The following is a 23,542-nucleotide window of genomic DNA, read 5'->3' on the forward strand; positions in this document are numbered from 1 at the left end:
TCAGACCTCGGCGGGCGACTGTCAGTTGTGCTCGCGGCGTGCGCAAACAACTGCTGTCAGTTGTGTTCGCGGCTTCGCCGCTCGACAACTTCCATCGGCTCGGCAGAGTGAGCGAGCTCACTCTGCTCTCGCCTCGGTCAGTTGTTGCCCTTCGAGCAGGTCTGCGTCGCGGCCGTCTGACCCTTGACGTCCTCGGGCAGCGCGACAGGGGTGCTGGGCGCCGCAGACCCGGACGCCGTGGGCGTCCCGCCGCTTGCCCCGGTGCTGCTCGAATCGCCGCTCCCGTCGCCGCCGGAGGATGCTGCGCCCGAGCCGGAGGCATCCGTCGAGTTCACGGCCCCCACCCCGGTGCCGCCGGTCAACTGCACCGGCTGATCGTTCTTGATCGCCTGCATGAGCGTGTCTGCGGACTCGTGATCGGCGACCACCTTGCCCGGATCGTTGGAGTCGCTGCCCACCGGGTACTGCACGAACACGATGTTCTGGTACTTGAGGTCCTTCGCGGCCATGGCGATCTGATACAGCGTCGTCACGTTCTTCAGCGAGTCCGACCACTGGATGTGCTGCTGCGCCGCCTTGACGAGCCCCCACACCTTGACGGGGTTGGAGAGCGTGGTCTTCGTCATCACCGTGCGCACGAGCGACGACAGGAATACCTGCGTGTTGCTGATGCGTCCCAGATCGGATCCGTCGCCCACCCCGTAGCGCGTGCGCAAGAACTCCGCGGCCTGCATCCCCTGCAACACAGACGTGCCGTCGGGCAGGTCGAGGCTGGTGTGTTCGTCGTGGATGCCGCCGCCCGTGATGCAGACCGGCACACCCCCAACGGCGTTCGACATGGCCACGACGCCCTCGAAGTCGACGACGCCGGCGAACGGGATCTGCAACCCGGTCAGCTGCTCGATGGTCAGTACCGTGCAGGCAACTCCGCCGTCAGAGAGCGTGGTGTTCAGCGGCTGCGCCGACATGGCGCTGTTCCATCCGCCTTTGCCGTCAGGGCACTGCGGGATCTTCAGGATCAGGTCGCGCGGAAAGCTCACGACGACCGCGTGCGTGTGGTCCTGCGAGAGGTGCACGAGCATGGTGACGTCGTTGAGTCCCGCGCCCGAGCTGTCATCGATGGTCCCCCACGCGTCGCCCTGCCCGGTGCGGGTGTCGCTCGCCGCGAGAAGGATGTTCACGCCCCCGTCGAGCGCCCCGATGTCGGGAATCGGGCCGAGCTTCTCCTCCCCGACCAGATGCACAGAGGGCTTCACGTCAGACACCAGATTCGCGGCCGCCACCCCGCCGATGCCGAGCACGCTCACGACGGCGACAACGGCGACGGATGCCACGACCTTGCCGAACGTGGCCCACGGCCTGCGGTGCAGTCGGCCGTGCCTCGCGATCGCGCGCAACGGCCTCGATGCAGCTGTGGCGACGACGCGACGCCCGCGCAGTTCGGCGCGAGAAGCGGGAGCGGTCAACTCGACGGGGTCGACGGCATCCGTCGACCCCTCGTTTCCACGGCGTCGCGCAGGCTCGCCTCGCCGCCGCCCCCTGGTTGCTGCCACGCGTTCACACTAGGGGATTCCGGCTCCCACGTCCCTGGGAGCCGAGGCATTCAGGCATCCGCGTCTACAGAGACCAGACCGCCGAACTGGTAGTGCACGGTCGCGCCAGGTGCCGGTTCCCCCGAGCTGACGCGGTAGAGCGAGGGCAGAGCGGATGCCTGCGCTGCCGCGCCTTCGTCGGCATCCGTCTCGTCGACCGCGGCGCAGATCATGTCGGCGTCGAAGTCCTTGGGGTCGAGCTCCATCACCTGTCCGTCGAACTGCCCGCCGTGAAGCACGGCATGGAAGGTGGGTCCCGAATCGAGGATGTCTGTGAGCTCTCCGCGGAACTCGTCGACGCTCAGCGAGCGGTTGGCGCCGACGAGAAGTGCGACCCTTTCGAGCAGGTCGTTGCGCTGGGATTCGGTCAGCGCGGCGACGGACTCGACGAGCTCGCTGGCATCCAGCGCGGCGAGCAATTGCTCTGGCGTCGGCTCGATGTCATCCATTTGCTCACGCTAAGTCGCTTCCCCCCGGATGCGCGACGGCTCACGGCGTGTCGGCGACGGAAGGACGCCCCCCACATCAGGCGTCGCGGGGCGGTAGCGGCCCGGTCACGTCGTCGAGCGCTGCCAGGATGCGCCGCTGCACTTCGAGGTCCTCCAGTTCGCCGCGGCCGACGACCTCCGCGTCGGCCTCATCGAGCACGATCATGCCCCGCAGTCCGTGCGAAGAGCGGGCGAGCGCCTCGAGCCACAGGCGATTCAGCTGTGCGGGGGTGGTGTCGTTGAACACGAACTCCAATGGAATCCCCGGGCCCAGCCAGATGCTGACTCGCCCGCTGCCGTCTTTGGGGGGCACGCGCCAGCTGAGCAGGAAGCATTCTTGAAGGCGGAGCTTCGCCGTGATCGCGATCTTCAGATGAGACAGTGTTCGATCGTCGAAGCGGTAACGGGAACAACTGCCGTACAGCAAGAAGCCCATGCAGCGATGATCTCACCGGCCGACACCCGCCGCACCCGAAACATTCCGGATGCCTTGTCAAGGCGTCGAGACTCGCCGCGCCTTACGCCTACTGTCACGCTGATGCCTTCGCCGAATATCAGCCATACGCTCGAGACCCGATCGACGAGGAGACCGGGGCCCGCGAGGCGCCCGAGATCGGGCGCTCTTTCAGTCGCGGATGGACATCCGCTCCACGCGTTGAGTGCGATCACGCAGATCGGCGACGGCTCCGGCATCCACGAGATCCGGGCCGAGGTCTTCGACCGGTTCGCTCACCAATTGGCTTGCCGGTCCGATGAGCACCTCGACCTTGTCGACTTCACCGGTCGGCAGGCGCCCCGGAATGAACACGGCGTCGGCTCGGCTCTTCGAGGCCAGCACGCGCGCGTAATCCATCAGGGCCTCGGCGATGGTGTCACCCGTGTAGAAGGACGTTCCGGCATAGATGATTCGGCGCATGGAACAAGCTTCGGGTCTGCCCACAGGGCCGGTCGAGGCCTTGACGAGAGGCGCGCGAAGCGTCCCGTGCTTCTCGCGACTCGCGCATGGCGCCCACCGGCCGAACGACGGCACCTCGACGCCCTCGCCAATGGCGGTGACCACCGATGAGCGAGAACGTTTGGCCGCCCGACGGCTACGTGTACGGGGTGGACGTTCCGCGGTTCCGGGATTCGAACGCCGATGGCATCGGCGACCTGCGCGGAGTGATCGAGCACCTCGACTACATCGCCGATCTCGGCGTCTCGTGGATCTGGTTGCTCCCCTTCTACCCGAGCGCCCGCCGTGACAACGGCTACGACGTCGACGACCATGAAACCGTCGACCCGCGATTCGGCGACCTCGAGGATTTCGACCTACTGGTGCAGGAGTGCCACCGCCGCGGCATCTCGGTGCTCATCGATCTCGTGGTTCACCACACCTCCGACCGCCATCGCTGGTTCCAGGAGGCTCGCCAAGACCGCACCTCGAGGTGCGGCAACTACTACGTGTGGGCCGACGAGCCGATCGCGGTGCCGAACGACATAAACGTCTTCCCCGGCGAAGAGGATGCCGTCTGGACCTACGACGAATCCGCGAAGGGCTGGTACCACCACCAGTTCTACAAGTTCCAGCCAGACCTCAACCTGGCGAATCCGGCCGTCTTCGAGGAGATCGCGAGCATCGCCAAGACCTGGCTGCGTCGCGGTGTAGACGGCTTCCGTCTCGACGCCGCCATTCCGGCGCTCACACCCAAGCCGACGGCCGGCACGCGCGTCGACGAGAAAGCGTTCTTCGCGCGCCTGCGTGAGCGCCTTGCAGAGGTGCGGAACGATGCGTTGTTGATCGGCGAGGCCGACCTGCCGCCAGAGGCGCTTTCCCCGCTCGTGCACGGGGAGATGGATGCTGTGCTCGATTTCGCCGTGAACAACAGCGTGTTCCTGGCCCTCGCCCGCGAGAGGCCGGAACCCATCTACGCCGAACTCGATCGGCTGGATGCCACTGTGCAGCCCGCAGCGCGCGTGAACTTCATGCGGAACGCCGACGAACTCGACCTCGAGCAGCTCACCGACGAGGAACGCCGTGAGGTCTTCGCCGTGTTCGGCCCCGATCACGACATGCTGCTGTACGGTCGCGGGCTGCGTCGCGGCTGGACGGCGATGATGGGCTCTCCGGAGCGTTTACGCATGACGATGAGCCTGCTCGCGGCCTTGCCCGGCGTGCCGCTTCTCCTTCAGGGCCAGGAACTGGGCATAGGCGACGATCTCTCGGTGCCCGGCCGTGACTCCGGGCGTCCGACCATGCAGTGGACCGACGGACCGGCGGGTGGATTCAGCGACCGCGACGACGCATCCATCGTGCTCCCGGCCCAGCGGTCGGGCCCGTACTCCTTCTTGCGCGTCAACGCCCGCGCTCAGGCCGGCGACGACCACTCGAACCTCTCACTGGCGAAATGCCTCGCGAAGCTGCACGGGGAGGCCGGTCTGAGCAGCCGGGTGGCCGGCAGGCTCGCGCTTCAGGATGCCCCGAGCGTGCTCGCGCTCACCGCAGGCAATGTCATCACCCTGCACAACCTGAGCCCGAGGCCGCAGCCCGTGCGCCTGCCGATGCGCACCACCACTCTTCTGGCCGAGGGCTGGCACGGCGACGTGCTGGGCGCTTACGGATTCGCCTGGTTGCGCTCGCCCGCACCGGATGCCTCGTCGACCGAGGTTCCGCCAGGGTTGATCGCGGTGTAGTCGTCGCCGCCAGAGGTGCCGTGCCCCAGCGTGTGCGCGGCACCCGACTCCGCCGCCACCTGCTGGGCGGGCTTCGTCTCGTCCGAGTCGCTTAGCCGTGGGCCATTCAGCTGGGTGTCGCCAGGGTCGGTGCTCTTCGTGCTCGCGTCGTTCGTGCTCGTGTTCTTCGTACTCACGAAGCCGACGCTAGGCATCCTTCTCGCCATCAAGTAGGGGTTGCTACGGTTGCCGACGTGTTCGAGGGTTTCGAGACGTTCGACATTCCGACCGGTGAGGCTGTCATCCACGTTCGACGCGGCGGCGACGGGCCGCCTGTGGTGCTGCTGCACGGGCATCCGCGCACGGGAGCGACGTGGCACAGGGTGGCGCCCCTGCTCGTGGACCACGGATTCTCGGTCATCGTTCCCGATCTGCGTGGCTACGGGCGATCCTCCGCGCCGCCGCCGCGGGCCGATCATTCCCAGGCGTCCAAGCGCGCGATGGCAAACGACATCCTGACCGTGATGCGGGAGTTGGGGCACGACAGCTTCTTGCTCGCTGGCCATGACAGGGGCAGCTACGTCGCGTTCCGTCTCGCGATGGATCATCCCGAGCGCGTGAGACGTGTCGCGTTGCTCGACTGTCTGCCGATCGTCGAACACCTCGACCGCATAACTCCGGAGCTCGCGACCCAGTGGTACCACTGGTTCTTCTTCGCGCAGCCGGAGACGCCCGAACGCGTCATCAACGCGGACCCGGATGCCTGGTACCGGGGCACCCCGGAGAGCATGGGAGCGGAGAACTACGCCGAGCGTAGTGAGGCGGTGCATCGACCCGAGGTCGTGCGGGCCATGCTCGAGGACTATCGGGCCGGCCTGACCGTCGATCGCGCGGACGAGGAGGCCGACCGTGCGGTCGGTCGACGGCTCTCCGTTCCGCTGCTCGTGCTGTGGTCGTTGCGGGACGACCTCGAGCAGCTGTTCGGTGATCCTCTGACCATCTGGCGAGCCTGGGCCGAGGATGTGACGGGGCACGGCATCGACTCGGGTCACCACGTCGCGGAGGAGGCGCCCGCCGAGCTGGCCGAGGCGCTCTCCCGGTTCTTCGGCGCAGGGGAGCGCAACTGAGTCCCGGCGATAGTCGCTACCAGCGTCGATCAGGCGAAAGCGGGTCGGCTCCCGTGAGGTGCCGACCCGCTTTCCATTCGGGTTGTTATCAGGTGGTGCGGCGGCGCTGCATCCAGGCCGCGGCAGCGGCGAGCAGACCGAGCACCAGGAGGCCGAGGCCGACCAACCCGGCAGCCCACAGGTCACTACCCGTTGAGGCCAGAGCAGCGGCCGGTGTCGCTGGGGCGACTTCCTTCACCATTGCGGTGGACGGGTCCGAGGTCAGCAGGTCCCCACCCGGCAGAGTGCCTGTGACGGTGGCCGTGTTCGACAGGTTGCCACCATCAGCAAGATCAGCAGCCACCACCGTGTACGTGGCCGTGCAACTGATCATCTGACCAGGCGGCAGCACACTGTCACCCGGGCAGGTCACCGCGGACAGGGTGCCGTGACCGGTGAACGTCCCCTCATTCACCTTCGGATCACTAATGTCCACGTTCCCGGTATTCGTCACCGCGAACGTATACGTCACCACCTGACCCACCGTCGTCACCCGCTGAGCGCTGGCCGACTTCACCAACGACAAAGCCGGATGCGGACTCGTGGACACCACCACCGGGTCGGAGGTCACCTGCGGAACAGAGTCACCCCCCACCGTGGTACCGCTCACCGTGGCGGCGTTGCTGATCGAACCAGCATCAACGTCGGCCTGCACCACCGTGTAGGTGGCGGTGCAGGTCTCCACCTGACCCGGAGGCAGGACAACGTCAACAGGGCAGTCGAGTGCTGACAAGGTCGTGCCGTGCCCAGTGAACCCGGTGTCCGCCACCTGCGGATCCGTGACCGTCACATTCCCCGTGTTCGTCACCGTGAACGTGTACGTGAGCTGCTGACCCACCTCAGCCGCCTGCACATTCGCCGTCTTCACAATCGACAGCGCAGGGATTTGGTCGATCGTCACCGTCGCGGTCGGAGACGGCGGGGAGAGGTAGCCCCCACCGTCGGGAGTCGTGCCCGTCACGTTCGCACTGTTCGTGATCGTGCCAGCATCCACATCGGCCTGCGTCACCGTGTACGGGACAGTGCAGGTCTCCACCTGACCTGCCACCAACGACGTCTCAGGGCACTCAATATCGGCATCAGACAAACCACCCGTACCCGTGAAACCGGTGTCATGCACCTTCGGATTCGTGATCGTCACATTCCCGGTATTCGTCACCACGAACGAATACGTCACCACCTCACCAGCAGCGGTCACCGTGTCCGGGCTGGCCGACTTCACCACCGTCAACGCCGGCGCCGGAATCTCCGGGATCGTCACCGTCGAGGAGCCGAACGCTCCGTCAGTGCTCGATCCCTGCGGCGTACCATGCACAGTCGCAGTATTCGTCACCGAACCCGCATTCACGTCCTCGGACGTCAGCGTGTAGGTCGCGGTGCACACCACCTGGGCGCCAGGATCCAACGTCGTCGACGGACATGAAACGCTCGGCGCTCCCCCAGTGCCTGTGAACGTGTCCTCCGGAATGGTGATGTTGTTCATCGTCACATTCCCGGTGTTCGTCACCGCGAAGTGATACGTGATCACCTGACCCGGGTTGTACGCGGCAGCATCCGACGGGTCCGCCGACTTCACCACGCTCAGGCCAGGGGCGGGCGCCGTCGTCGGGGTATGCGTCGCGGACGCGAGGGAGGTTACCGGCACGGTGCTTCCCGGTGGCGTTCCGTTCGCGGTAGCGCTGTTGTCGACGGCACCACCCGTGACGTCGAGATCAGTAATGGTGTACACCTTGTCTGCGCTGCACTCTTCGGAAGCTCCAGGCGCCAGCGTCAAGCTTGGGCAACTAACCTTGCCGGCCTTCGGATCAACGACACCGACATTGCTCATCGTCAATTGCCCATTATTGGTGACGGTGAAGGTGTACTGGATGGTGTCGCCGGCGTCCACAAGACCGTCACCATTCACATCATCTGGAGTGCCGGCGTGCTTCACCACGCTCAGGGCCGTCGTCTTCGCCGTGTTGGTGACCGTGCAGGTGACGTCATCGCCAGGGGCAGGGGTCAGGGCCACGCTCGTCCCGCCCCCGGAGGGAAGCACGGTCGTGCTAGCGGTGGTCGCGTTAGTACACGCCCAGGTCTGGGTGTAGTTGCTTAGAACAGTGGACGTCCCCGTCGTCGATTGCTCTCCTAGAACGAACGGCCCAGAAGTCGACGGAAGAACAGTTGTCGAGCCTGTGGTGGAGGAGTTCGAGGTTCCGGTGCTGGCCGTGGCCAGCGTTGTTCCCTCTGGGGAGGTGATCGAGGTGTCGAAGGAGTCGGATGCGTTGACGCGACCGTTCACCGTCTTGTTCAGGGTCAGCTTCGACGTCACGAACGCGAAGGCGGCATCCTCTGCACCGGAACCGGGGTCAGCCACCGTGACCGCGATCTGTGACGGCTGATCCGCCTGCAATGCGAGCGCGCCGTTGCCACCGGTTCCGGCGAGACCGCCAGTGCACGTGACGTTCGCCGTGCCCACCCCAGTCAAACCGCCGGTGCAAGCGGGCCAGGAAGCGGAGGGAACGTCGATTCGACTCAATGTGACATCCGAGTTGTAGATCATCGACTCGCGGCCAGAACTGTTGATGCCCGTTGCCTCGGCGTCAGCAGCGACGATGCCCCAGCCGTGCACCACCGCACCAGAGGAGTCTTTGACCGTGAGGTTGCTCAACTGGAAGGTAGCGGCAACATTCGTCCCGATCGCATAGCCAAGAGCAGGGCTGCCCGGGGTTCCCACGTAAGCAACGTTGCCCATGTAGGCGCCGCCATAGGTCGGGACCGTGGTCGCCCGAGTAGCTATGGAGTTGTAACCGGCAGGGGTCGACGTCTTGATCGTGTACGTGAACGTGTATCCACCAGGAAGAGACACGGACATCGCCTGTCCAGAAGCGGACCGGGCAGTGCTGTCGTTGTACGAAGCCATGTCCAGCCAGCACAACGTGGAGGCTGAAGGACCATTGGAGGCATATCCGCAACCGACCGGGCTAGCCGCATTGGCTGGGCCTGCTGACAGCACGGCTGTCGTCGTCGCGACGGTGCCCACCGCTAATGCGAGGGCGCCGATAATCGCCGCAATCCTAAGGCGACGCGATCGCAGTCGTGGAAACGCGCCCGCCTTCGCGGTTTTGCGCGAATTGTTAGATGCCCCGAATCGCATCTACTCCCCCAGTCTTCCTAAACCTGCCCGAACGAGAAGAACCCAACCTTCAGAGACACCGTTCTGCCACGAACGGGTGCCGATGGACACGCCTCTCCCAGGATCTGGGCCCCAGTCAAGGGGTCATGCGCAAGGCTGCGATAGCTCCCGAGGCATTTCTCACCCGAAAAATCACCCTGTCTTCCCCCCGGTCAGGGGTCATTCCGTAGCACGCGCCAGCCACAGGGCCTCCTCGCGGTTGTGGGCACCGAGCTTCTGGTACAGCGCGCGCAGGTGGCTCTTGACCGTGTTCTGCGACACGTGCAGCGCCTTCGCCAGCTGAGGAACCGACATCTCCTTCGCCAAGGCATCCAGCACCTCGCGCTCGCGCCGGGTGAGCCGGGGCGGGCGCCTTGCGCTGAACCTGACCGGGATCTCTTCCACCGGCGTCTTGAGCAACGGCGCCAAGGATGCCCGCAGCTCGGCCGACGCCTGAGTCACGCTGATTCGCGACCCACTGGCATCCACGACGGAGGCGACGTATTGGAGCGTTCGAGAGTTGACCGATCCGGATGCCGCGCGCTCGGCCTCCGCATAGAGAACGGCACGCGCGGCCTGATGCACGAGCGGGCCCCCGCTCGACGGCTCATCGTGCAGCAGGCTCAGTGCCCCATCCGGGTTGCCGAGAAGCCACGCCTGCCGCGCCCTGGCCAACTGCATTCCCACCCAATGGTGGTTCAGCGTGTTCGTGCTCAACACGCCCTCCGCTTGCCTCAGGTCGCCGGCGGACTGGTACAGCGTGACGAGGTCTGTGCGGAGCGTGGCGCCTGCCAGCGACCGAGGAGCCGAGCGAATCCGCTGAACGAGCAGCGCGTGGGTGATCTCGTGGATGGCATCCCACGGCTCGCCGGACAGAACCGCGCCCAGCGCGCGGGCATGGATGGGCACCCACCACCACGGTCCGGCGTCGATAGCCCGCGCCTGGTCATCCGGCAGGCGCAGCGGCCCGTCTCCGTCGGTGGCTGCCACCAAGAGACGCGCCACGATTCCCGGCTGCTGGTAGTGGTAACGCACGTCGCCCGGTTCGTGCCATTCGCCGCTCTCCGCCTCCAGCAGCTCACGCGCCTGCCTGTGCCGCTCGGCGATGGCATAGGCGAGCGCAAGGTGCTCCCTGGCGAACCTGGCGACCGGATGCTCGAACCGCATTGTCGCCCAGCTCAGAGCTTCCGCATATAGCGAGATCGCATCTTCGACCTCGGCGACGAGCAGTTTGGCTGTGCCGCACGCCAGCAGAACGACGGGCAGCGCGTCATGAAACCGTTCGAGGTCGCCTGCCCGAACGAGCTTCAATTCCTCGTCGGCGACGGCTGCGGCCTCGCCGTATCTTCCAGCCGTGATCAGCGCTCGCAACTGCGACTGCTGCTGCATGAGCAGGTCGACGGTTGCCGGATGCTCCTGCGAACGCAGCCACTGCGCGAACTGCTCCTTCGCGCTGTCGTCCACGAGGAACAGCTGGCGACGCGAGGCAGCCGCGATGGCCCGGGACATCGCGTTGCGCGGATGTCGTTCGTACCAGTCGGAGGGAGCGGCCAGGTAGACCCGCTCCAGAAGATCCGGGTCACTGAACAGATAGAAGTAGAAGTCCTCATCCAGCAGGCGATCCACTTCATCCCAGTCGCCGGATGACATCGCCCCCTCAAGCCGAGAATGTTGCACTGAATTCCCCAAACACTCGCCAAACCGTCGACACCATCGGTTGCCCGCGCATCCTCTCGGATGTCAGGGGACAACCACGTCCGCTGAGGGCACCGGTTGAAACACACGGCTCGTGCGGCAGCACTCTGCTGCCGTCGGTCGCGGACCGGTTGCTCGCTGCTTCGCGAGCCGCTCCCAGGGAGACCCCGATCCCCCTGCCGTTCCAGGCAGACAGTGCATGCAGGATGCCTATCTCACTGGAACGGAGGAGCCGGCCTAATCAGGTGTCAGGTCGGTGTCGAACGTGGGTGTTGATGGAAGATGATCACCCGGCGGGGGCGCGTGTCCCGCCCGAGCCACAGCGGGTGCCGTGGGCGACTCGGGAACGACGGCCGCCGCGGCTCCACCCGCGGAGCCGCTTGCGGTGCCACCTCCCGAACCGGTACCTGCTGGCGGTCGCGAGGGGTCGTTCGGGGCAAGCGGCTGGGGCGCATCCGGTGCCTGCGTCGCGGTCGAGCCCGCCGGTACGGCATCGGACGAACCCAGAGCCGCACCATGCGTGCTCGTGCCGGGCACGGAGACGAACTGTGCCGTTCGGGTCACCCCGGGCAAGGCATCCGGTGTGGCCGCTACCAGCAGAACCGGCCCTGTAGCCGGTGCTGTTGCGCCGGGTGCCGCGGGGGCGGTCGATGATGGCGAGCCCGGGGTCGACGACGACGGCGGCGTGCTCGAAGGGGGTGCGGGCTGAGAGCCCTGGTTGGGGGTGAGGATGCTGCCCGCACCGGTCAGGGCCGTGCCAACGGTGCTGTCGACGGCTCCGGTCACGGGTGCGACGACGCCGCTGGTAATGGGGGCGACGACCTGCTGCACGGGCGAGGGCAGAGCCTGGGTCACGGCGCCGAGCACGCCCGACACACCGGAGGTGAGCGAGTGCTCCGCGTTGGCAGCGGTGCCGGTCAAGGATCCGAGGAGCGAGCCGGCCGAGCCGAGCAAGCCCGAACCTGAGGTCGCGGGGGGTTGCGAGGAGGAATCGGATATCTCGGCCGACGCGGACTGCGAGCCGAACGCAATTCCCAGCAACACGATGCCAGCGGCGACACCCACCCCGCCAAGGAGTACATGCAGAAGCCGCCGCGGCGAACGTGCCTCGACGACCTCCATCGATGTAACTCCCCTCCCGAAGCCACCACTGACTCTAGTCGGGAAGCTGGCGTCATACCCCTAACTGTGCGCAACTCGGCAAACCGCGCGGCGAGGGGGCGAATCGGTTCGCGATCACCCGTCCGGCCGTGAGCCTGCCCGCGGCTCGAGAAAGACGAAGTCCACATCGGTCAGTCGTCCTCGGTCCGCATGTAGCCAGGCGTAGCTTGCCCGCGGCTGCCGCCTGCGATCGGTCGGCGAACCGGGGTTGATGAGGCGTAAGCCGGCGGGCGTGGTCGTGTCCCACGGAATATGACTGTGACCGAACACGAGCACATCGACACCAGGGAAAGCGGCATCCATCCGTTCCTCCCTACCCTTGGCGGCACCGGTCTCGTGCACAGCGGCGAAGCGGATGCCCTCGACCTGCCACCTGTCGATCTCCGGCAGAACCCCGCGCAGGTCGTCGCCATCGTTGTTGCCGTACACGCCGTGGAGGATCGACGCGCGGTCACGCATGCGTTCGTACAGCTCCAGCGAGACCCAATCGCCTGCATGCACGACGATGTCGGCGCTCTCAACCAGGTCCCAGACCTCGGCCGGCAGGTCACGCGCCCGGCGCGGCACATGGGTGTCGGCCAGAAGCAGCAGCGACGTCGTCACGACGTGGCTGGCGCGGCATCCCCGACGACGTGCACCGAGCGGCTCACCTGGATGCCTCCTCCTCGATGTCGTCGGCGAGCGCCTCGATCGCCTCCGGACGCAAGTCGATGTCTTCTGCCTTCAGCCGCTCCTCGAGCACCTCAGCGGTGTCGCCGCGAACGCGGCCATGCTCGATGTCTTCGATGAGGTCTTGGGCGATGCGCTCGACGGCTTGCATCGTGTCGTCCTGCGCTCCGTTATCGGCGACGTCTCGTACGAAGTCCGCCATTTTCAGCCTCTTTCCTCGTTGATGTCTGGGGTGGGCATCCGTTGCGATGCGCTTGCGTCCCGGGCACCGGTTGCCGCTTCATGCATGCCGCCGCCCGTGCTCCCTCGCGCCGACAAGACCTCGTCGTCTTCGATCCGGGCGCTGCCTGCGCCTCTGATCGACACCGGGAAGACGAGCAGCCACACCACCATGGCGATGGCGACGACGATGCCCGCAATGATGCCGGCAAGCAGCGAAGCGACGACATCGAAAAGGAAGAACACGACGCCGGATGTCAACGCGGCGACGAGTGTCAAGGCGAGCACGAGCATCCGATTGCCCTGGGTGACCAGCCATTCCTTGCGCCGGCGTCGGAACAGGGCTCTGTGCAGCGCGACGGGCAGAAGCCCGACGGCCGTCGTGGCCGCAGCGAGCACGACGAGGCACAGGTAGATCGTCTTCTGATAGCCGGTGAGTGTATGGAAGGACTGCTGGAAGGCGACGGTCAGCAGAAAGCCGGACAGGATCTGCGTGCCGGTCTGAGTCACCCGCAGCTCTTGCACGAGCTCTTGCCAGTTGCGATCGGCACGCTCGTCGCGGGTCTCGTCACGCCCCCTGCGGCCGCCGTTCGATTGCGGCCCCGTCGGATCCATTCGTCAGCCTCCCGCAATCGTGTACCAGACGCCGTACAGTCCGCCGACGCACATGAGGATGGTCGTGATCCAGCCAAGAGTCTGGGACAACCACCTGTTGCGGTACTTGCCCATGATGCGCCGGTCACGCCCGATCAACATCATGATGACGAGAAATGGGCCGGCTGCTATGCCGTTGACAATCGCCGAGAGCACGAGAAGCTGGATCGGATTGTGCACGAAGAAGGCGAGGACGGTCCCGGCGACGATGCCGACGACGAGCAGCCCGTAGAACACCGGCGCCTTGCGGGGGCTCTTCTCCAGTCCCCACTTCTTGTCGAGCAGGGCAGCAAGGCCCGCGGACCCGGACGCCGCGAGCACCGGCACCGCGAGGATGCCCGATCCGATGAACCCGACCGCGAACAGGGCGCCTGCCCAGGTTCCCGCGATCGGTTCGAGCGCTTTCGCCGCCTCGGCCGCGCTGCTTACGGTCTTGTGGTGAGCGCCGAGCGTTGCTGCGGTGGCCGCGATGATGGCGAACATGATCAGCACGCTGAACACCATTCCGGTGAACACGTCGATGCGACCAGTGCGCAGACGGCGGCGAGCGCCACGCGCACCGCGGTCCTTGAGCTTCGGCGCCTTATTCCCCTTCAGGTCTTCGTCACGCCCCTCTTCGATGCGCTGCGCCGTCTGCCAGAAGAACATGTACGGGCTGATGGTCGTGCCGAGCACGGCGACCGCGAGGCCCAGGTACCCGGGCGTGAGCCGGAACTGGCCGCCCACCAGGCCGACGAGCACGTCGCCCCAGTCCACGTTGGCCACGAACAGCACGCCGACGTAGACCAGCAGTGCCAGGCACAACCACTTGAAGATGCGGCCGATCCACTCGAACGAACCGGCGACCAGAGCGATCGTGATGCCGACGCCCGCTATGCCGGACCAGAGCGGAGCAGGACCGGCGTGAATGAGCTGCATACCCTGGCCGATGGCCATGAGATCGGCCGAGAGGTTCAGGCAGTTGGCCAGGATGAGGGCGACCACGAGCACTGCCACGGCCGCGCGACCGCCTGTGCCGAACCGGCGGCGGATGAGCTTGCCGAAGCTGTCCCCTGTGGCCAGCGCCATGCGGTCGCACATCTCCTGCACGGCCATCATGAGCGGCAGAGTGGCTGGCACGGTCCACAACAACCCGTTCTGGTAGGTGGCGCCGGCCTGTGCGTACGTCGCGATGCCCGAGGGGTCGTCGTCGGCGGCTCCCGTCACCAAACCGGGCCCGAGCACGCCCAGAAAGCGCAGCAAAGGGTTCTTCCGCGCCCCCGTTTTCGCCTTCTGATCGTCGGATGCGGACGGGCTCTTCGTACTTGTCGTCATCTCGCGCACGCCTCCTCGGACCGTTCGGGCGAAGCGGTCGCACATGGAAGCATCCGTGCGAAGACCCTCAGGGGCAAGGCCTTGCGCCACGCGACGAACGCAGCGTAAGCGGTCAGCCCCTGGAATTCGATGGATGCTCGGGGCGCACGGGAACTCACCCCGAGGTGGAGAGACCGGCGACGAGGTTCACCGTGGTCGCGACGATCACGGACCCGAACAGGTACGACAACAGCATGTGCTTCAGAACCGCTGCCCGGATTTCTCGAGAGTGCAGGTTGGTGTCCGAGACCTGGAAGGTCATGCCGACCGTGAACGCCAGGTACGCGAAGTCGATGTAGTGCGGTGGCTCATCCATGTTGAAGTCGATGCCGCCGTCGGGATGCGTGTAATAGAGGCGGGCGTATCTCAGGGTGAACAGCGTGTGGATGAGCAGCCACGAAAGGCCGACACTCACCACGGCGAGGGCGGGAGCCAGGGCTTTGTCAACGCTGTTGCCCGAGCTCGCGGTCACGAGGCTCACCCCTATCGCGCCGAGGCTCACGATGCTCGCGATGATCAGCAGGATGTCTGCCGAAGCCCGGCTCGGATCTTCGCGGGTGGCGTGCTTGCGGGTCTGGTCGTCGTCCAGCCGGCGCACGGAGACCCACGCCCACACGACATAGGTGATGCATGCCGCATCCCAGCCGATCGCCGGAGCGTCGGCCTGGGCTCCGAGCAGAGCTGACGCCACCCCGGCCACCACACCCACCAGGGCCATCACGATGATCCGGCGGTGCGATCTGTGCTTCAGCCAGCGCTTGGTCAGCGGCTCTTTGTCTCTTCCCACCCTCGCACCATGCACCAGACGAGGCGCCGATGGAATCCGTTGCGGGCGCAAGCGCGACGTGGCAAGGCGCGCGTTCACACCGCTGGCTCGTCAACCCCTGCTGATCGAGCGGCGGTCTGGTGACCATATCGTCGACGGGAGGTGTGATGCACGAGGTCACACGTGCGCCCACCGGGAGCGCGAAACGCCAAGGGCAGGCATCCGGGAGGGTCGGCTTCGCCGCACTCGCGCTGGGCGTGCTCGCGGGCATCGGTGGATTCCTCGACACCGGAGGTGTCATCACCGCGGTCTCCGCCGGCGCCCGATTCAACTTCGCCCTCATCTGGACGGTGGTGTTCGGCCTCGTCGGCTTCTCGGTATTCGCGGAGATGTCGGGCCGGGTCGCCGTGTCATCCTCTCAGCCGACGTACGAGGTGATCAGAACGAGGCTCGGCCCGCGCCTGGGCGCCGTCCCGCTGATCGCCAACGTCATCGTGCATGTGCTCGTCCTGGCCGTCGACCTCGTGGGCATGTCACTGGCGCTGCAGTTGATCACCGGGATCGGCTACCGCATCTGGGTACCGCTTGTCGCGGCGGCGCTCGCGGCCGCGTTGTGGTTTCTCAGCTTCTCGAAGGTCGACACAGGAGCTGCGCTGGCCGGCCTCACCATGCTCGTGATGATCGCAGCCTTGGCGGCGCTGGCACCCAACTGGCAGGACGTCGGCGTCTCGCTCGTTCACCCGCACCTCAGGGCGTCGTATTCGATCGCCGCCTACCTCTTCGCCACGGCATCATTGCTCGGATCGTTCATGACTCCGTATCAGTTCGACTTCTATTCGTCAGGTGCCATCGAGGAGGGCTGGACGGGCCGTGACCTGAGGAAGAACAGGATCGTCGCGGTGATCGGCACAGTGGTCGGCGCAGCGCTCACACTCGCGGTGATGGGGGCAGGCGCCAGAGCGCTGTACCCGTACAAGCAGGCGGTCGATTCGATCAAGGCCGCGGCCGGACCCGCGATCAAAGCGTTCGGTGCGGTCGGCTTCTACATCTTCCTCGTGGGCGTGTTCTCTGTGTCGCTTGCCGCGTGCGTCGAAGTCTGCCTCTCGGGCGCATACGGGATAGCGCAGTACTTCGGGTGGGAATGGGGCAAGAGCGGGCCGCCACGCAGTGCGCCCATGTTCAACATGATCATCCTCGCCATGATCGCGCTGGCCGCGGTGATCGATGTGACGGGCGTGGATCCCATCCAGTTCGCGGTCATCACGATGGCGCTCGGGTCTGCCGCGCTGCCCTTCACCTTCGGCCCGCTGCTCCTGGTGGCCAACGACGCCCAGTTCATGGGAAAGCTGAAGAACACCACGGCCATGAACGTCGTCGCCGGCATCGTGCTGGCCGTACTGATCGCGATCACCATCGCGACCGTTCCCCTACTGGTGGTGACCGGTGGCAACTTCTGACGGCCCGACACGGATGCCTGCTCCCGCGCCCAGCGGGGAGCGCGGCGACGAGGCGTGGTTGGCGCTCTCCCAGGCGATGGATCACGGCATGATCGATCGCAACGGAAAGCGTGCCGGACGGGTGGACGACCTGCTGCTCGAGGTCGTGGAGGACGAGCACGGCGATGGGCGGCTGGTTCTCGACTCGATCGTCTCCGGACCGCTTCCTCGCCCGGTTCCGGCCTGGTTCAGGAAGTTCGCGCGAGCCTGCTATCGGATGTGCGGCATCCGCGACCCACACCCCACCATTGTGAGCTGGCAGCACGTCGAAGCCATCGACGCGCTGGTGCACATCGGTGTCGACAGGGACGAGGCCGGACTGCAACCCGTCGACCGGTCCGTTCTGCGCTTCGTCTCGAAGATTCCAGGCTCGGCAGGGCGAGGCCATCATGGCTGATGAAACCGCCCGCAAGCAGGCGACGCTGCGGTTCAGCCGGCTCCGAGGGCGACGGGTAGTCGATCCCCGCGGCACAAGGGTGGGCTTCGTGCTCGACGTCATCGTGCGGCCCGAGGGCGGCGAGATGGTGGTCACGCAGTTGGTACTGGTCAAGCGGCGGTTCGCGCTCGTATTGAGCAGGTTCGGACCGCGGGTGGGCGCCTTCGCGGTGGATGCTTCGGGCATCCGCCGACCGGATGCCGGCATCCTCCAGATGGAGGCACCGTCATGATGGCCCAGGTGCTCTCGTGGGCCGTGACCGTACTGGTCGTCGGGGTGGCAGTGTCGTTCGTCGTCTCCCTCTTCTCGATAGCGCGGCTGCCCGACGAGCGTCCGAAGGTACGCACTTTCGACGGAATGGGTCGGGAGATCGGCGCATACGAGAACCCGGGCGAGCAGATCGCCCCTGGCCGGTCAGGCGATCCGATCCGTCGGCGGCAAGACGGCGACGACACCGGCAGCGACGCGTCACGCGCCGACGACGAACGGCCGCCCGGCAAGGAGTGAGCTGGACTGTTCGTGAACACTGACGGCGCCGAGCCCTGCCAGGCTCACCTGGTCAGCGGCCTGCCTCGTTCTCGCTTGCGCCTGCGCCACTGCAGTTCGACCACGAGCGACAACGCGAGCGCAGCCAACACCAGCGTGATCACGAGCCAAAGCAGCGTGAGCAGCTGTGCCTGCACGATGACGATGAAGATCACGAATCCCAGCGCGTAGAGCACCGCACCTGCCCAGGTGAGCGCGTCCAGCATCCGCCTCGATGGTCGTTCCATGACCAGCACGATGCGCCGATTTCCGGTGCGCGTTAACGGGTTGCCCCCGCGGCCGGAACATGGCAGCGGGGGCGGCCCGGCCTGCGCCACCGCGATAGATCAGCGGAGGGGGAACGGCATCCCCTTCGCTATGCGTCGGGATGCGCCGACACGTAGCTCTGGAACGCCGAATACGGCGGGTTCAGCGGTGTGCCGTCCGACTCGGTCAGCCCCCACTGTGTTCCGCCGTCGAGCTCGTAGAACATGCCCGACTGGAAGGCCTCGGTCGTTCGATGCGTGCGGAACTCGTCCAACTGCGTCTGGATGTACGACGCCCTGTGGCTCAAGCTCTGGTTCGGATCCGAGTTCCACTCGGTCATCATGAACGGCTTGCCGTACCGTGCCTTCACGTAGACCGGCAGGTTGAACGAGGGCCCAGCCCCGTCCGTACCGATGTGGAAGATGTCCCCGTCGCCCTCGTAGTTGTGCCACGTCGTGATGTCCCAGCGCACTTCCGGGTATCCGCCGGAATTGTCCGGTTGCATCCCGTCCCACAGGGCGTCGGCCGCGGCGATGTCGGACTTGCAGAAGTTGATGCCGCACAACGCCGAGGGCTGCACGGACTTGACCCCGTCGATGAGTCCGCGCATGAAGCCGCGCATAATCGGCCAATTGGTGTTGTTGAAGTCGACGGCCTTCGTGCCGGCGTCTGCGACTTCGCCAGGCAGGATGATGTACGGGTCGCGGGTGAGCTCGTTGCCGCACTCGTACATGGTCACACCGTACGGAGCGAAGGCCGTCGCAACCTCGGCAGCGATGTCGTATGCGCCCGAATAGGCGGATGACTCGGAGTCGTATGCGAGGTTGTTCCCGTCGCGCAGGCCGGCATCGATCACGGGGAACGTCTGGATGCCCACGCTGCTGAGATACTCGGCGATCGCCGCGGCCGCTCCGATGGTGCTCGAGTCGCCTCCCGTATTAACCCGGAACACTGATGCGCCGAGCGACGACATGCGGTCGCCGATCACCTGCGGAGACAGCGCGGTGTCGTGGTGCCCGTTGACGCCGTACATCATGCCCGCCGGAGCCGACAACGGGATGCGCGGGTCGGTGACCTTCAGCCAGACATCGTTGAGACAGACGTACCACTGGCCGCCCGTGCCGCAGTGGTAGACCATGCCGCCGTACCAGAGCAGAACGGAGACGTTGTACGTATCGCCCACTGTGCCGCCGTCACGGTAGATCACGCCGCCGGAGACCGTCCAGACACTGCCCGCGTTGTCGGTGATCGACGACGCAGGCGGAATCGTCGTGCCGTCTGGCGAGGCGTTGGGCGAGTCGCCCATAGGTCTCACTCCCAGAGGAGTCGCGGAGGCTCTGCCGACTGGGCCGGCTGCCGTGAAAGCGATGGCGGACGACGCGACGGCCGCCGCCCCGAGAAAGAGCCGACGAGAGATCGGCCTTGGTTCATTCATTCGTGACTCCAGATGTTGTTGTCACGGCGCACACGTCGTCGTGTCGATGAAAAGCGCGGTTGCGCAATCGTTTGCATTAACACCATGGCCTGGCCCCTGTTCACGTGTCAAGGGCCAAGGTTCTACGTTCCCTAGCCAGCGCAATTGTTTGCCCAACAGAGCGGGCAAGACTCCTCTGAGCGCACGGAAGAGGCCGCCGGCTCGATCGCCGACGGCCTCTTCCTTGCTAGGTGCCTAGCTCAGGCGGCGCCTTCTGATGAAGGCGAGGGCGAGTCCTGCCAGGAGCAGTCCCAGCCCGCCGGCCGCCCAGCCGGTCACGTTGCTGCCCGTGTCGGCCAGGCCCGCCGCGGGGTCGGGCACCTCGTGCGAGGTGGTGCAGGCCGCGAAGTCGTCGCATCCGTCAGAGGTCACGACATTCACGAGGCTGCGATCGCCGAGCGCCTTGGCTGTGTTCACGGTCACGGAGTAGGTGATGTGAGCCACCTTGCCGACGGGAACCGTGCCCGACCAGGAGAGGGTCGTTCCGTTCACCGCGACCGTGCCGACGTCTGCGGTCACGTCACCGTTGTAGGCGGCGTCGTCGAGCACGCGGCTCAGATCGTCGGTGAGCGATGCATCTGCAGGCGTCGTGCCCTCCTGGGTCACGTCGATCGTGTACGTGATCTTGTCGCCCGAATGCACCACGGTGCCGGAAGCGGGAGAGGACGACTTGGCCACGTGGTAGCCCACGACGTCGATTCCTGCCGGGTCGCAGTTGATGGTCGGTGCGACCTGAGAATCCGCAGGTGTGTCGGCCGACCCGCACGCCGTGTTGACGAACGTCCCGCTGCCCATGGTGGCGGCGTCGAGCTTCATCGTGTATTCATGCGATTGCTTGTCGCCCGGGGCCAGCGAGTCGATGTGGAACGCGCCGTCCGTCGGGTTCTTGTCGTCGCTGACGTTCACGTTCGTCAGCGTTCCCTGACCGGTGTTGGTCACCGTGATGCGGTAGTGCACGGTGTCGCCGAAATGCAGAGTCGGGTAGTCGACGGCGTCGTTCGCGTCGTGCCAGTTGCCCTTGGCGTCCTGCACCTCCTTGATCAGAGATGCCGAGTAGTAGGCGGCCTCGGTCATGAACGCGGATGTGCGCATCACGAGCCCGGTGTGCCCGGCTCGACCCTGCGCGACGTTGACGAACTTGTCGCCGCCCTTCGCGCCGTCCGTCGTGATGTGCACGCCGAACTTCTGGGTGTCGCCCGGGTTCAGGGCCGGTCCGATCACGCGGATCGCCGTCGCGTTCGGCGACGGCGTCGTGCTCCAGCCGACCGTGTTGCCGCTCGTGCTGCCCGCTGACCCGTTGGAGGCATCCGCCGGGTCATCGGAGAGAGAGCCGACAGCTGCCGTGGTGTAGTACACGGTCGCACCGGCCGACGCGTTGACCGAGGCGAGCGTGTAGCTGCCCGAGTACGACGTGCCGCGGCCGTCACCGTTGTACGGGAGGATGTCGATCGTGTCGGTGAACGGCTGCGCGATCGGGTCGTACGAGCGCACAGTGACGGTCCACGACCCGTCGCCCTTGCCGTCGCCATTCAGATTCGGGATGAACGGGGCATCCGCCGTCTTGACCGTGGTCGTGTAGCCGTCGGTCGCAACCGTGACCTGCGCAGAAGCACTCTTCGTGATGCCGCCGTAGGTGGCGTCCACATTGTTGGTGAGCGCCTGTCCAGGTACGACCGTGTCATCGGCTACCGCCTGATAGGTCAGTGCGTGGTCGGCGTTCGTCGTCACCCCGTTGAGCGTCCAGCTCAGCACCTGCTGGCCCGAGCCATTGGTGGTCACCGCCGGCTCCGGGTTCGCGGATCCCGCGACATACGCGACGCCGGCGGGCAACGTGTCCACGAGCTGGTATCCGTCGACGGTCGCGGGAATCGCGCCCGCACCGTTCGCGGAGTACGTCAGCGTGTACGTGGCCGGGTCGCCTGGAGAGACGACGCTGCGGTCGACCGTCTTCGCAATGGATGGCGTGGCGGAGACGATGTGCAGGACATCCCGGAACCCAGTGGTGCACGAGTACCGGTCCCCCGGAGTCGGTGTGATGCACCCGGTGGCGTTCCACCAGTTGTTCAACGGGTTGTCGACGACTCCGGAGAAGAACGACCAGATGTCTGTGCCGGCAGGAACATTCGGCTTGATTTGCTGGTTGATGACGGCTGTCACATTCGACTGCGTCGACAACTGGTCGAACTGCCCCTGGGTGCCTGTGATGCGCATGGCCTTGATGGTCGTGACGTCAGCCGGCTGGGTCGTGGTCCAACCCGAAGCAGTGCCGCAATCGAAGGCGTTCGGGTCGTACCCAGCGCTGGTCGGGTCGAGCGTCGGATCGTTGCCGACATAGAATTCCACAGTGGCGCCGATCGCCGCGTCCGTGGGCTGGGCCCAGGTCCATCCGTTGAACGTCACATACTTCGTGTCAAGCGCCGAACACATTCCGACGAGCCGATCAGCGGGCCGGTCGGTGTGCAGTTGCATTGCCGTGTCCATGTACTGGCCGACGAGAGTTCCGGCCGAGACCTGGTAGGTGTCGTCCCACGTCGTTCCACCGCTACCGGTGTAGCCACGACCCCATCCCGAGGAATAGAGGCCCGGCGTCGTCCACGCCTTCGACTCACTGTTGTTCGAAGGGTCATCTTCTGCGGTCTGACCGGTAGTCGAGGTATAGGTCGGGGCATCCGACGTGAGCACGGCCGAACCGGATGAAGCAGTGTTCACCCTCACCCAGATCGAGCCCGAGGTGAGCGCTACCTGGTCTACAGGCAAACGGTTCCCTGCGGAGTCGAGGGTGGGTGGGTTTGCCGGGGCGTAGTTGATGCCGGTAATCGTCAGCTGGAACGAGTTCGTGCCGGTCTGAGTGAATGTGCAAGTACCGGGAGCCGGCACCATCTGGTTGGCCGGGTGGCTTCCACCAGACCAGGGGTGGCCGTTCGCCGCTCCCGGCCCTTGGAACGCCGTGCAGCCTTGCGGGTCGACGGACACGGCGGCGCCCTGCGGCGACACGATGTTCAGGTTGTAGGTAACCGACTGTGGGCCGGGATCGCTGCCGAGGTCTTTGCTGAGCGTCCACTCGTAGTCGACGAGGAACCCGCCGTTGCCGACGGAGAAGTTCGGTGTTCCGACGCCCCAGCGCATGTCCATGCCGAACACGTTCGTGATGTCGATCGGGGTGAGGTCGGCGGTTTGGCCGCCGATGGCTCCGGATGCCGTGATCTGGCTTCCCGTGGCCCCATCGGCGACGATCGGCGCCTGCAGCACCACGGCGGTGCCTTCGATCTGCGTGCCGAGGTTGCACGTGAGGGTCGTGCCGTCGGCCGAGATGCTCGAGACGGGCGTGACGCCGCTCGTCTTGCACACGCTCGGTATCGAGCCGAAGTGCCCGTTCTGGGTCGTGATCGTCACGGTCACGTTGTCGACGGGGTCGTTCGCAGGCGCCGGTGCGCCGTCGTTCACGTTGACACGCCATACGCCCGTGACCACGTCACCTGACTTGACGGTCGTGGGTGTGCCGTCCGCCCACGATCCGGTGATCTGATAGACCGGCGCAGCGGAAGCCGGGGTTGCAGCGGCTAGGACCGTTCCCACTGTCATCACCGCGGCGACCAGCCCGACGAGCCAGCGCCGCGGCGTTCCCATCGTGAATCGGTGCGACTCGCGAACGTGTGCACTCTGTCGTTCAGACACAGGCATTCCCCCTCGTACTACCTGTTCGATCGACGGGTCTCCCGAATTCGCCCGACAATCCCGGTCAGGCTATCCAGCTACGAGGTTCTTGCCTCCGGCT

At 65.9% G+C, this 23,542-nt stretch carries 22 protein-coding genes; 6 read left to right on the forward strand and 16 right to left on the reverse strand.

Annotated elements, in window-relative coordinates; all coding sequences use genetic code 11:
• Nucleotides 1-137 precede the first annotated feature (137 nt).
• From ACO2Q7_RS14635 to ACO2Q7_RS14650, 4 genes are all read right to left on the reverse strand, one after another.
• A complete protein-coding gene (locus ACO2Q7_RS14635) occupies nt 138-1,553 on the reverse strand; it encodes an LCP family protein (protein ID WP_423356434.1) in 1,416 nt (471 codons plus the stop codon).
• Nucleotides 1,554-1,603: 50 nt separating this feature from the next.
• Entirely contained in the window at nt 1,604-2,041 is a 438-nt protein-coding gene (locus ACO2Q7_RS14640) for a hypothetical protein (RefSeq protein WP_423356435.1), read from the reverse strand.
• Between the two features lie 76 nt (nt 2,042-2,117).
• Nucleotides 2,118-2,516 carry a hypothetical protein gene (locus tag ACO2Q7_RS14645; protein ID WP_423356436.1) on the reverse strand — a complete coding sequence of 133 codons (399 nt, stop codon included), beginning with the start codon at nt 2,514-2,516 and terminating at the stop codon, nt 2,118-2,120.
• A gap of 189 nt (nt 2,517-2,705) precedes the next feature.
• Entirely contained in the window at nt 2,706-2,996 is a 291-nt protein-coding gene (locus tag ACO2Q7_RS14650) for a hypothetical protein (RefSeq protein WP_423356437.1), read from the reverse strand.
• A 146-nt stretch (nt 2,997-3,142) separates the two neighbouring features.
• On the opposite strand from ACO2Q7_RS14650, the gene ACO2Q7_RS14655 reads away from it, so the two are divergent.
• Entirely contained in the window at nt 3,143-4,753 is a 1,611-nt protein-coding gene (locus tag ACO2Q7_RS14655; protein ID WP_423356438.1) for an alpha-amylase family glycosyl hydrolase, read from the forward strand.
• On the opposite strand, the gene ACO2Q7_RS14660 is transcribed toward ACO2Q7_RS14655, so the two are convergent.
• A complete protein-coding gene (locus ACO2Q7_RS14660; protein ID WP_423356439.1) occupies nt 4,675-4,929 on the reverse strand; it encodes a hypothetical protein in 255 nt (84 codons plus the stop codon). The two genes, ACO2Q7_RS14655 and ACO2Q7_RS14660, sit on opposite strands and share 79 nt — an antisense overlap.
• Nucleotides 4,930-4,986: 57 nt before the next feature.
• Between ACO2Q7_RS14660 and ACO2Q7_RS14665 the strand changes: the two genes are divergently transcribed.
• Nucleotides 4,987-5,859 carry an alpha/beta hydrolase gene (locus ACO2Q7_RS14665; protein ID WP_423356440.1) on the forward strand — a complete coding sequence of 291 codons (873 nt, stop codon included), beginning with the start codon at nt 4,987-4,989 and terminating at the stop codon, nt 5,857-5,859.
• 88 nt (nt 5,860-5,947) lie between these two features.
• Here ACO2Q7_RS14665 and ACO2Q7_RS14670 read toward each other — a convergent pair whose 3' ends face one another.
• From ACO2Q7_RS14670 to ACO2Q7_RS14705, 8 genes are all read right to left on the reverse strand, one after another.
• Nucleotides 5,948-8,746, reverse strand: coding sequence for a DUF7507 domain-containing protein (locus tag ACO2Q7_RS14670; protein WP_423356441.1), 2,799 nt, complete (start codon nt 8,744-8,746; stop codon nt 5,948-5,950).
• A gap of 486 nt (nt 8,747-9,232) precedes the next feature.
• Nucleotides 9,233-10,702: a helix-turn-helix transcriptional regulator gene (locus tag ACO2Q7_RS14675; protein WP_423356442.1), complete on the reverse strand. Its 1,470-nt coding sequence runs from the start codon at nt 10,700-10,702 to the stop codon at nt 9,233-9,235.
• Nucleotides 10,703-10,984: 282 nt separating this feature from the next.
• A complete protein-coding gene (locus ACO2Q7_RS14680; RefSeq protein ID WP_423356443.1) occupies nt 10,985-11,869 on the reverse strand; it encodes a hypothetical protein in 885 nt (294 codons plus the stop codon).
• A 114-nt stretch (nt 11,870-11,983) separates the two neighbouring features.
• Complete coding sequence (locus ACO2Q7_RS14685) at nt 11,984-12,511, reverse strand: metallophosphoesterase family protein (RefSeq protein ID WP_423356444.1); 528 nt, start codon at nt 12,509-12,511, stop codon at nt 11,984-11,986.
• A 43-nt stretch (nt 12,512-12,554) separates the two neighbouring features.
• Nucleotides 12,555-12,779 carry a hypothetical protein gene (locus ACO2Q7_RS14690; RefSeq protein ID WP_423356445.1) on the reverse strand — a complete coding sequence of 75 codons (225 nt, stop codon included), beginning with the start codon at nt 12,777-12,779 and terminating at the stop codon, nt 12,555-12,557.
• A 2-nt stretch (nt 12,780-12,781) separates the two neighbouring features.
• Nucleotides 12,782-13,411, reverse strand: coding sequence for a DUF6328 family protein (locus tag ACO2Q7_RS14695; RefSeq protein ID WP_423356446.1), 630 nt, complete (start codon nt 13,409-13,411; stop codon nt 12,782-12,784).
• 3 nt (nt 13,412-13,414) lie between these two features.
• Entirely contained in the window at nt 13,415-14,764 is a 1,350-nt protein-coding gene (locus ACO2Q7_RS14700; protein ID WP_423356447.1) for an Nramp family divalent metal transporter, read from the reverse strand.
• 154 nt (nt 14,765-14,918) lie between these two features.
• Entirely contained in the window at nt 14,919-15,590 is a 672-nt protein-coding gene (locus tag ACO2Q7_RS14705; RefSeq protein ID WP_423356448.1) for a DUF1345 domain-containing protein, read from the reverse strand.
• A gap of 119 nt (nt 15,591-15,709) precedes the next feature.
• Here ACO2Q7_RS14705 and ACO2Q7_RS14710 point away from each other — a divergent pair, with 119 nt between their 5' ends.
• The 4 genes from ACO2Q7_RS14710 to ACO2Q7_RS14725 are packed head-to-tail and all read left to right on the forward strand — an operon-like array spanning nt 15,710 to nt 18,008.
• A complete protein-coding gene (locus ACO2Q7_RS14710) occupies nt 15,710-17,026 on the forward strand; it encodes an NRAMP family divalent metal transporter (RefSeq protein WP_423356449.1) in 1,317 nt (438 codons plus the stop codon).
• Nucleotides 17,013-17,462: a hypothetical protein gene (locus ACO2Q7_RS14715; RefSeq protein ID WP_423356450.1), complete on the forward strand. Its 450-nt coding sequence runs from the start codon at nt 17,013-17,015 to the stop codon at nt 17,460-17,462. The genes ACO2Q7_RS14710 and ACO2Q7_RS14715 overlap by 14 nt, the downstream gene beginning before the upstream one ends.
• Nucleotides 17,455-17,733, forward strand: a complete 279-nt coding sequence (locus tag ACO2Q7_RS14720; protein WP_423356451.1) for a PRC-barrel domain-containing protein — start codon at nt 17,455-17,457, stop codon at nt 17,731-17,733. Before ACO2Q7_RS14715 ends, ACO2Q7_RS14720 begins: the two co-directional genes overlap by 8 nt.
• Nucleotides 17,730-18,008, forward strand: a complete 279-nt coding sequence (locus ACO2Q7_RS14725; protein WP_423356452.1) for a hypothetical protein — start codon at nt 17,730-17,732, stop codon at nt 18,006-18,008. Before ACO2Q7_RS14720 ends, ACO2Q7_RS14725 begins: the two co-directional genes overlap by 4 nt.
• Nucleotides 18,009-18,052: 44 nt before the next feature.
• On the opposite strand, the gene ACO2Q7_RS14730 is transcribed toward ACO2Q7_RS14725, so the two are convergent.
• The 3 genes from ACO2Q7_RS14730 to ACO2Q7_RS14740 all read right to left on the reverse strand — a co-directional run bounded on the left by ACO2Q7_RS14730 (nt 18,053) and on the right by ACO2Q7_RS14740 (nt 23,442).
• Nucleotides 18,053-18,274 (reverse strand): hypothetical protein, encoded by a 222-nt coding sequence (locus tag ACO2Q7_RS14730; RefSeq protein ID WP_423356453.1) that lies wholly within the window; start codon nt 18,272-18,274, stop codon nt 18,053-18,055.
• Nucleotides 18,275-18,402: 128 nt separating this feature from the next.
• A complete protein-coding gene (locus ACO2Q7_RS14735) occupies nt 18,403-19,599 on the reverse strand; it encodes a hypothetical protein (protein ID WP_423356454.1) in 1,197 nt (398 codons plus the stop codon).
• Nucleotides 19,600-19,962: 363 nt separating this feature from the next.
• On the reverse strand, nt 19,963-23,442 hold the full coding sequence (locus ACO2Q7_RS14740; protein ID WP_423356455.1) for a DUF7507 domain-containing protein: 3,480 nt from the start codon (nt 23,440-23,442) through the stop codon (nt 19,963-19,965).
• Nucleotides 23,443-23,542: the final 100 nt, after the last annotated feature.

This window comes from Rathayibacter sp. KR2-224 (genome assembly GCF_049446075.1).
In the GTDB taxonomy this organism is placed as follows: domain Bacteria; phylum Actinomycetota; class Actinomycetes; order Actinomycetales; family Microbacteriaceae; genus Humibacter.

Bases quoted from the DNA above. Each gene is read 5' to 3' on its own strand.
- ACO2Q7_RS14640 (WP_423356435.1), bottom strand. From the start codon at position 2,041: ATGGATGACATCGAGCCGACGCCAGAGCAATTGCTCGCCGCGCTGGAT.
- ACO2Q7_RS14645 (WP_423356436.1), bottom strand. From the start codon at position 2,516: ATGGGCTTCTTGCTGTACGGCAGTTGTTCCCGTTACCGCTTCGACGAT.
- ACO2Q7_RS14650 (WP_423356437.1), bottom strand. From the start codon at position 2,996: ATGCGCCGAATCATCTATGCCGGAACGTCCTTCTACACGGGTGACACC.
- ACO2Q7_RS14655 (WP_423356438.1), top strand. From the start codon at position 3,143: ATGAGCGAGAACGTTTGGCCGCCCGACGGCTACGTGTACGGGGTGGAC.
- ACO2Q7_RS14675 (WP_423356442.1), bottom strand. From the start codon at position 10,702: ATGTCATCCGGCGACTGGGATGAAGTGGATCGCCTGCTGGATGAGGAC.
- ACO2Q7_RS14680 (WP_423356443.1), bottom strand. From the start codon at position 11,869: ATGGAGGTCGTCGAGGCACGTTCGCCGCGGCGGCTTCTGCATGTACTC.
- ACO2Q7_RS14690 (WP_423356445.1), bottom strand. From the start codon at position 12,779: ATGGCGGACTTCGTACGAGACGTCGCCGATAACGGAGCGCAGGACGAC.
- ACO2Q7_RS14695 (WP_423356446.1), bottom strand. From the start codon at position 13,411: ATGGATCCGACGGGGCCGCAATCGAACGGCGGCCGCAGGGGGCGTGAC.
- ACO2Q7_RS14700 (WP_423356447.1), bottom strand. From the start codon at position 14,764: ATGACGACAAGTACGAAGAGCCCGTCCGCATCCGACGATCAGAAGGCG.
- ACO2Q7_RS14720 (WP_423356451.1), top strand. From the start codon at position 17,455: ATGGCTGATGAAACCGCCCGCAAGCAGGCGACGCTGCGGTTCAGCCGG.
- ACO2Q7_RS14725 (WP_423356452.1), top strand. From the start codon at position 17,730: ATGATGGCCCAGGTGCTCTCGTGGGCCGTGACCGTACTGGTCGTCGGG.
- ACO2Q7_RS14730 (WP_423356453.1), bottom strand. From the start codon at position 18,274: ATGGAACGACCATCGAGGCGGATGCTGGACGCGCTCACCTGGGCAGGT.
- ACO2Q7_RS14735 (WP_423356454.1), bottom strand. From the start codon at position 19,599: ATGGGCGACTCGCCCAACGCCTCGCCAGACGGCACGACGATTCCGCCT.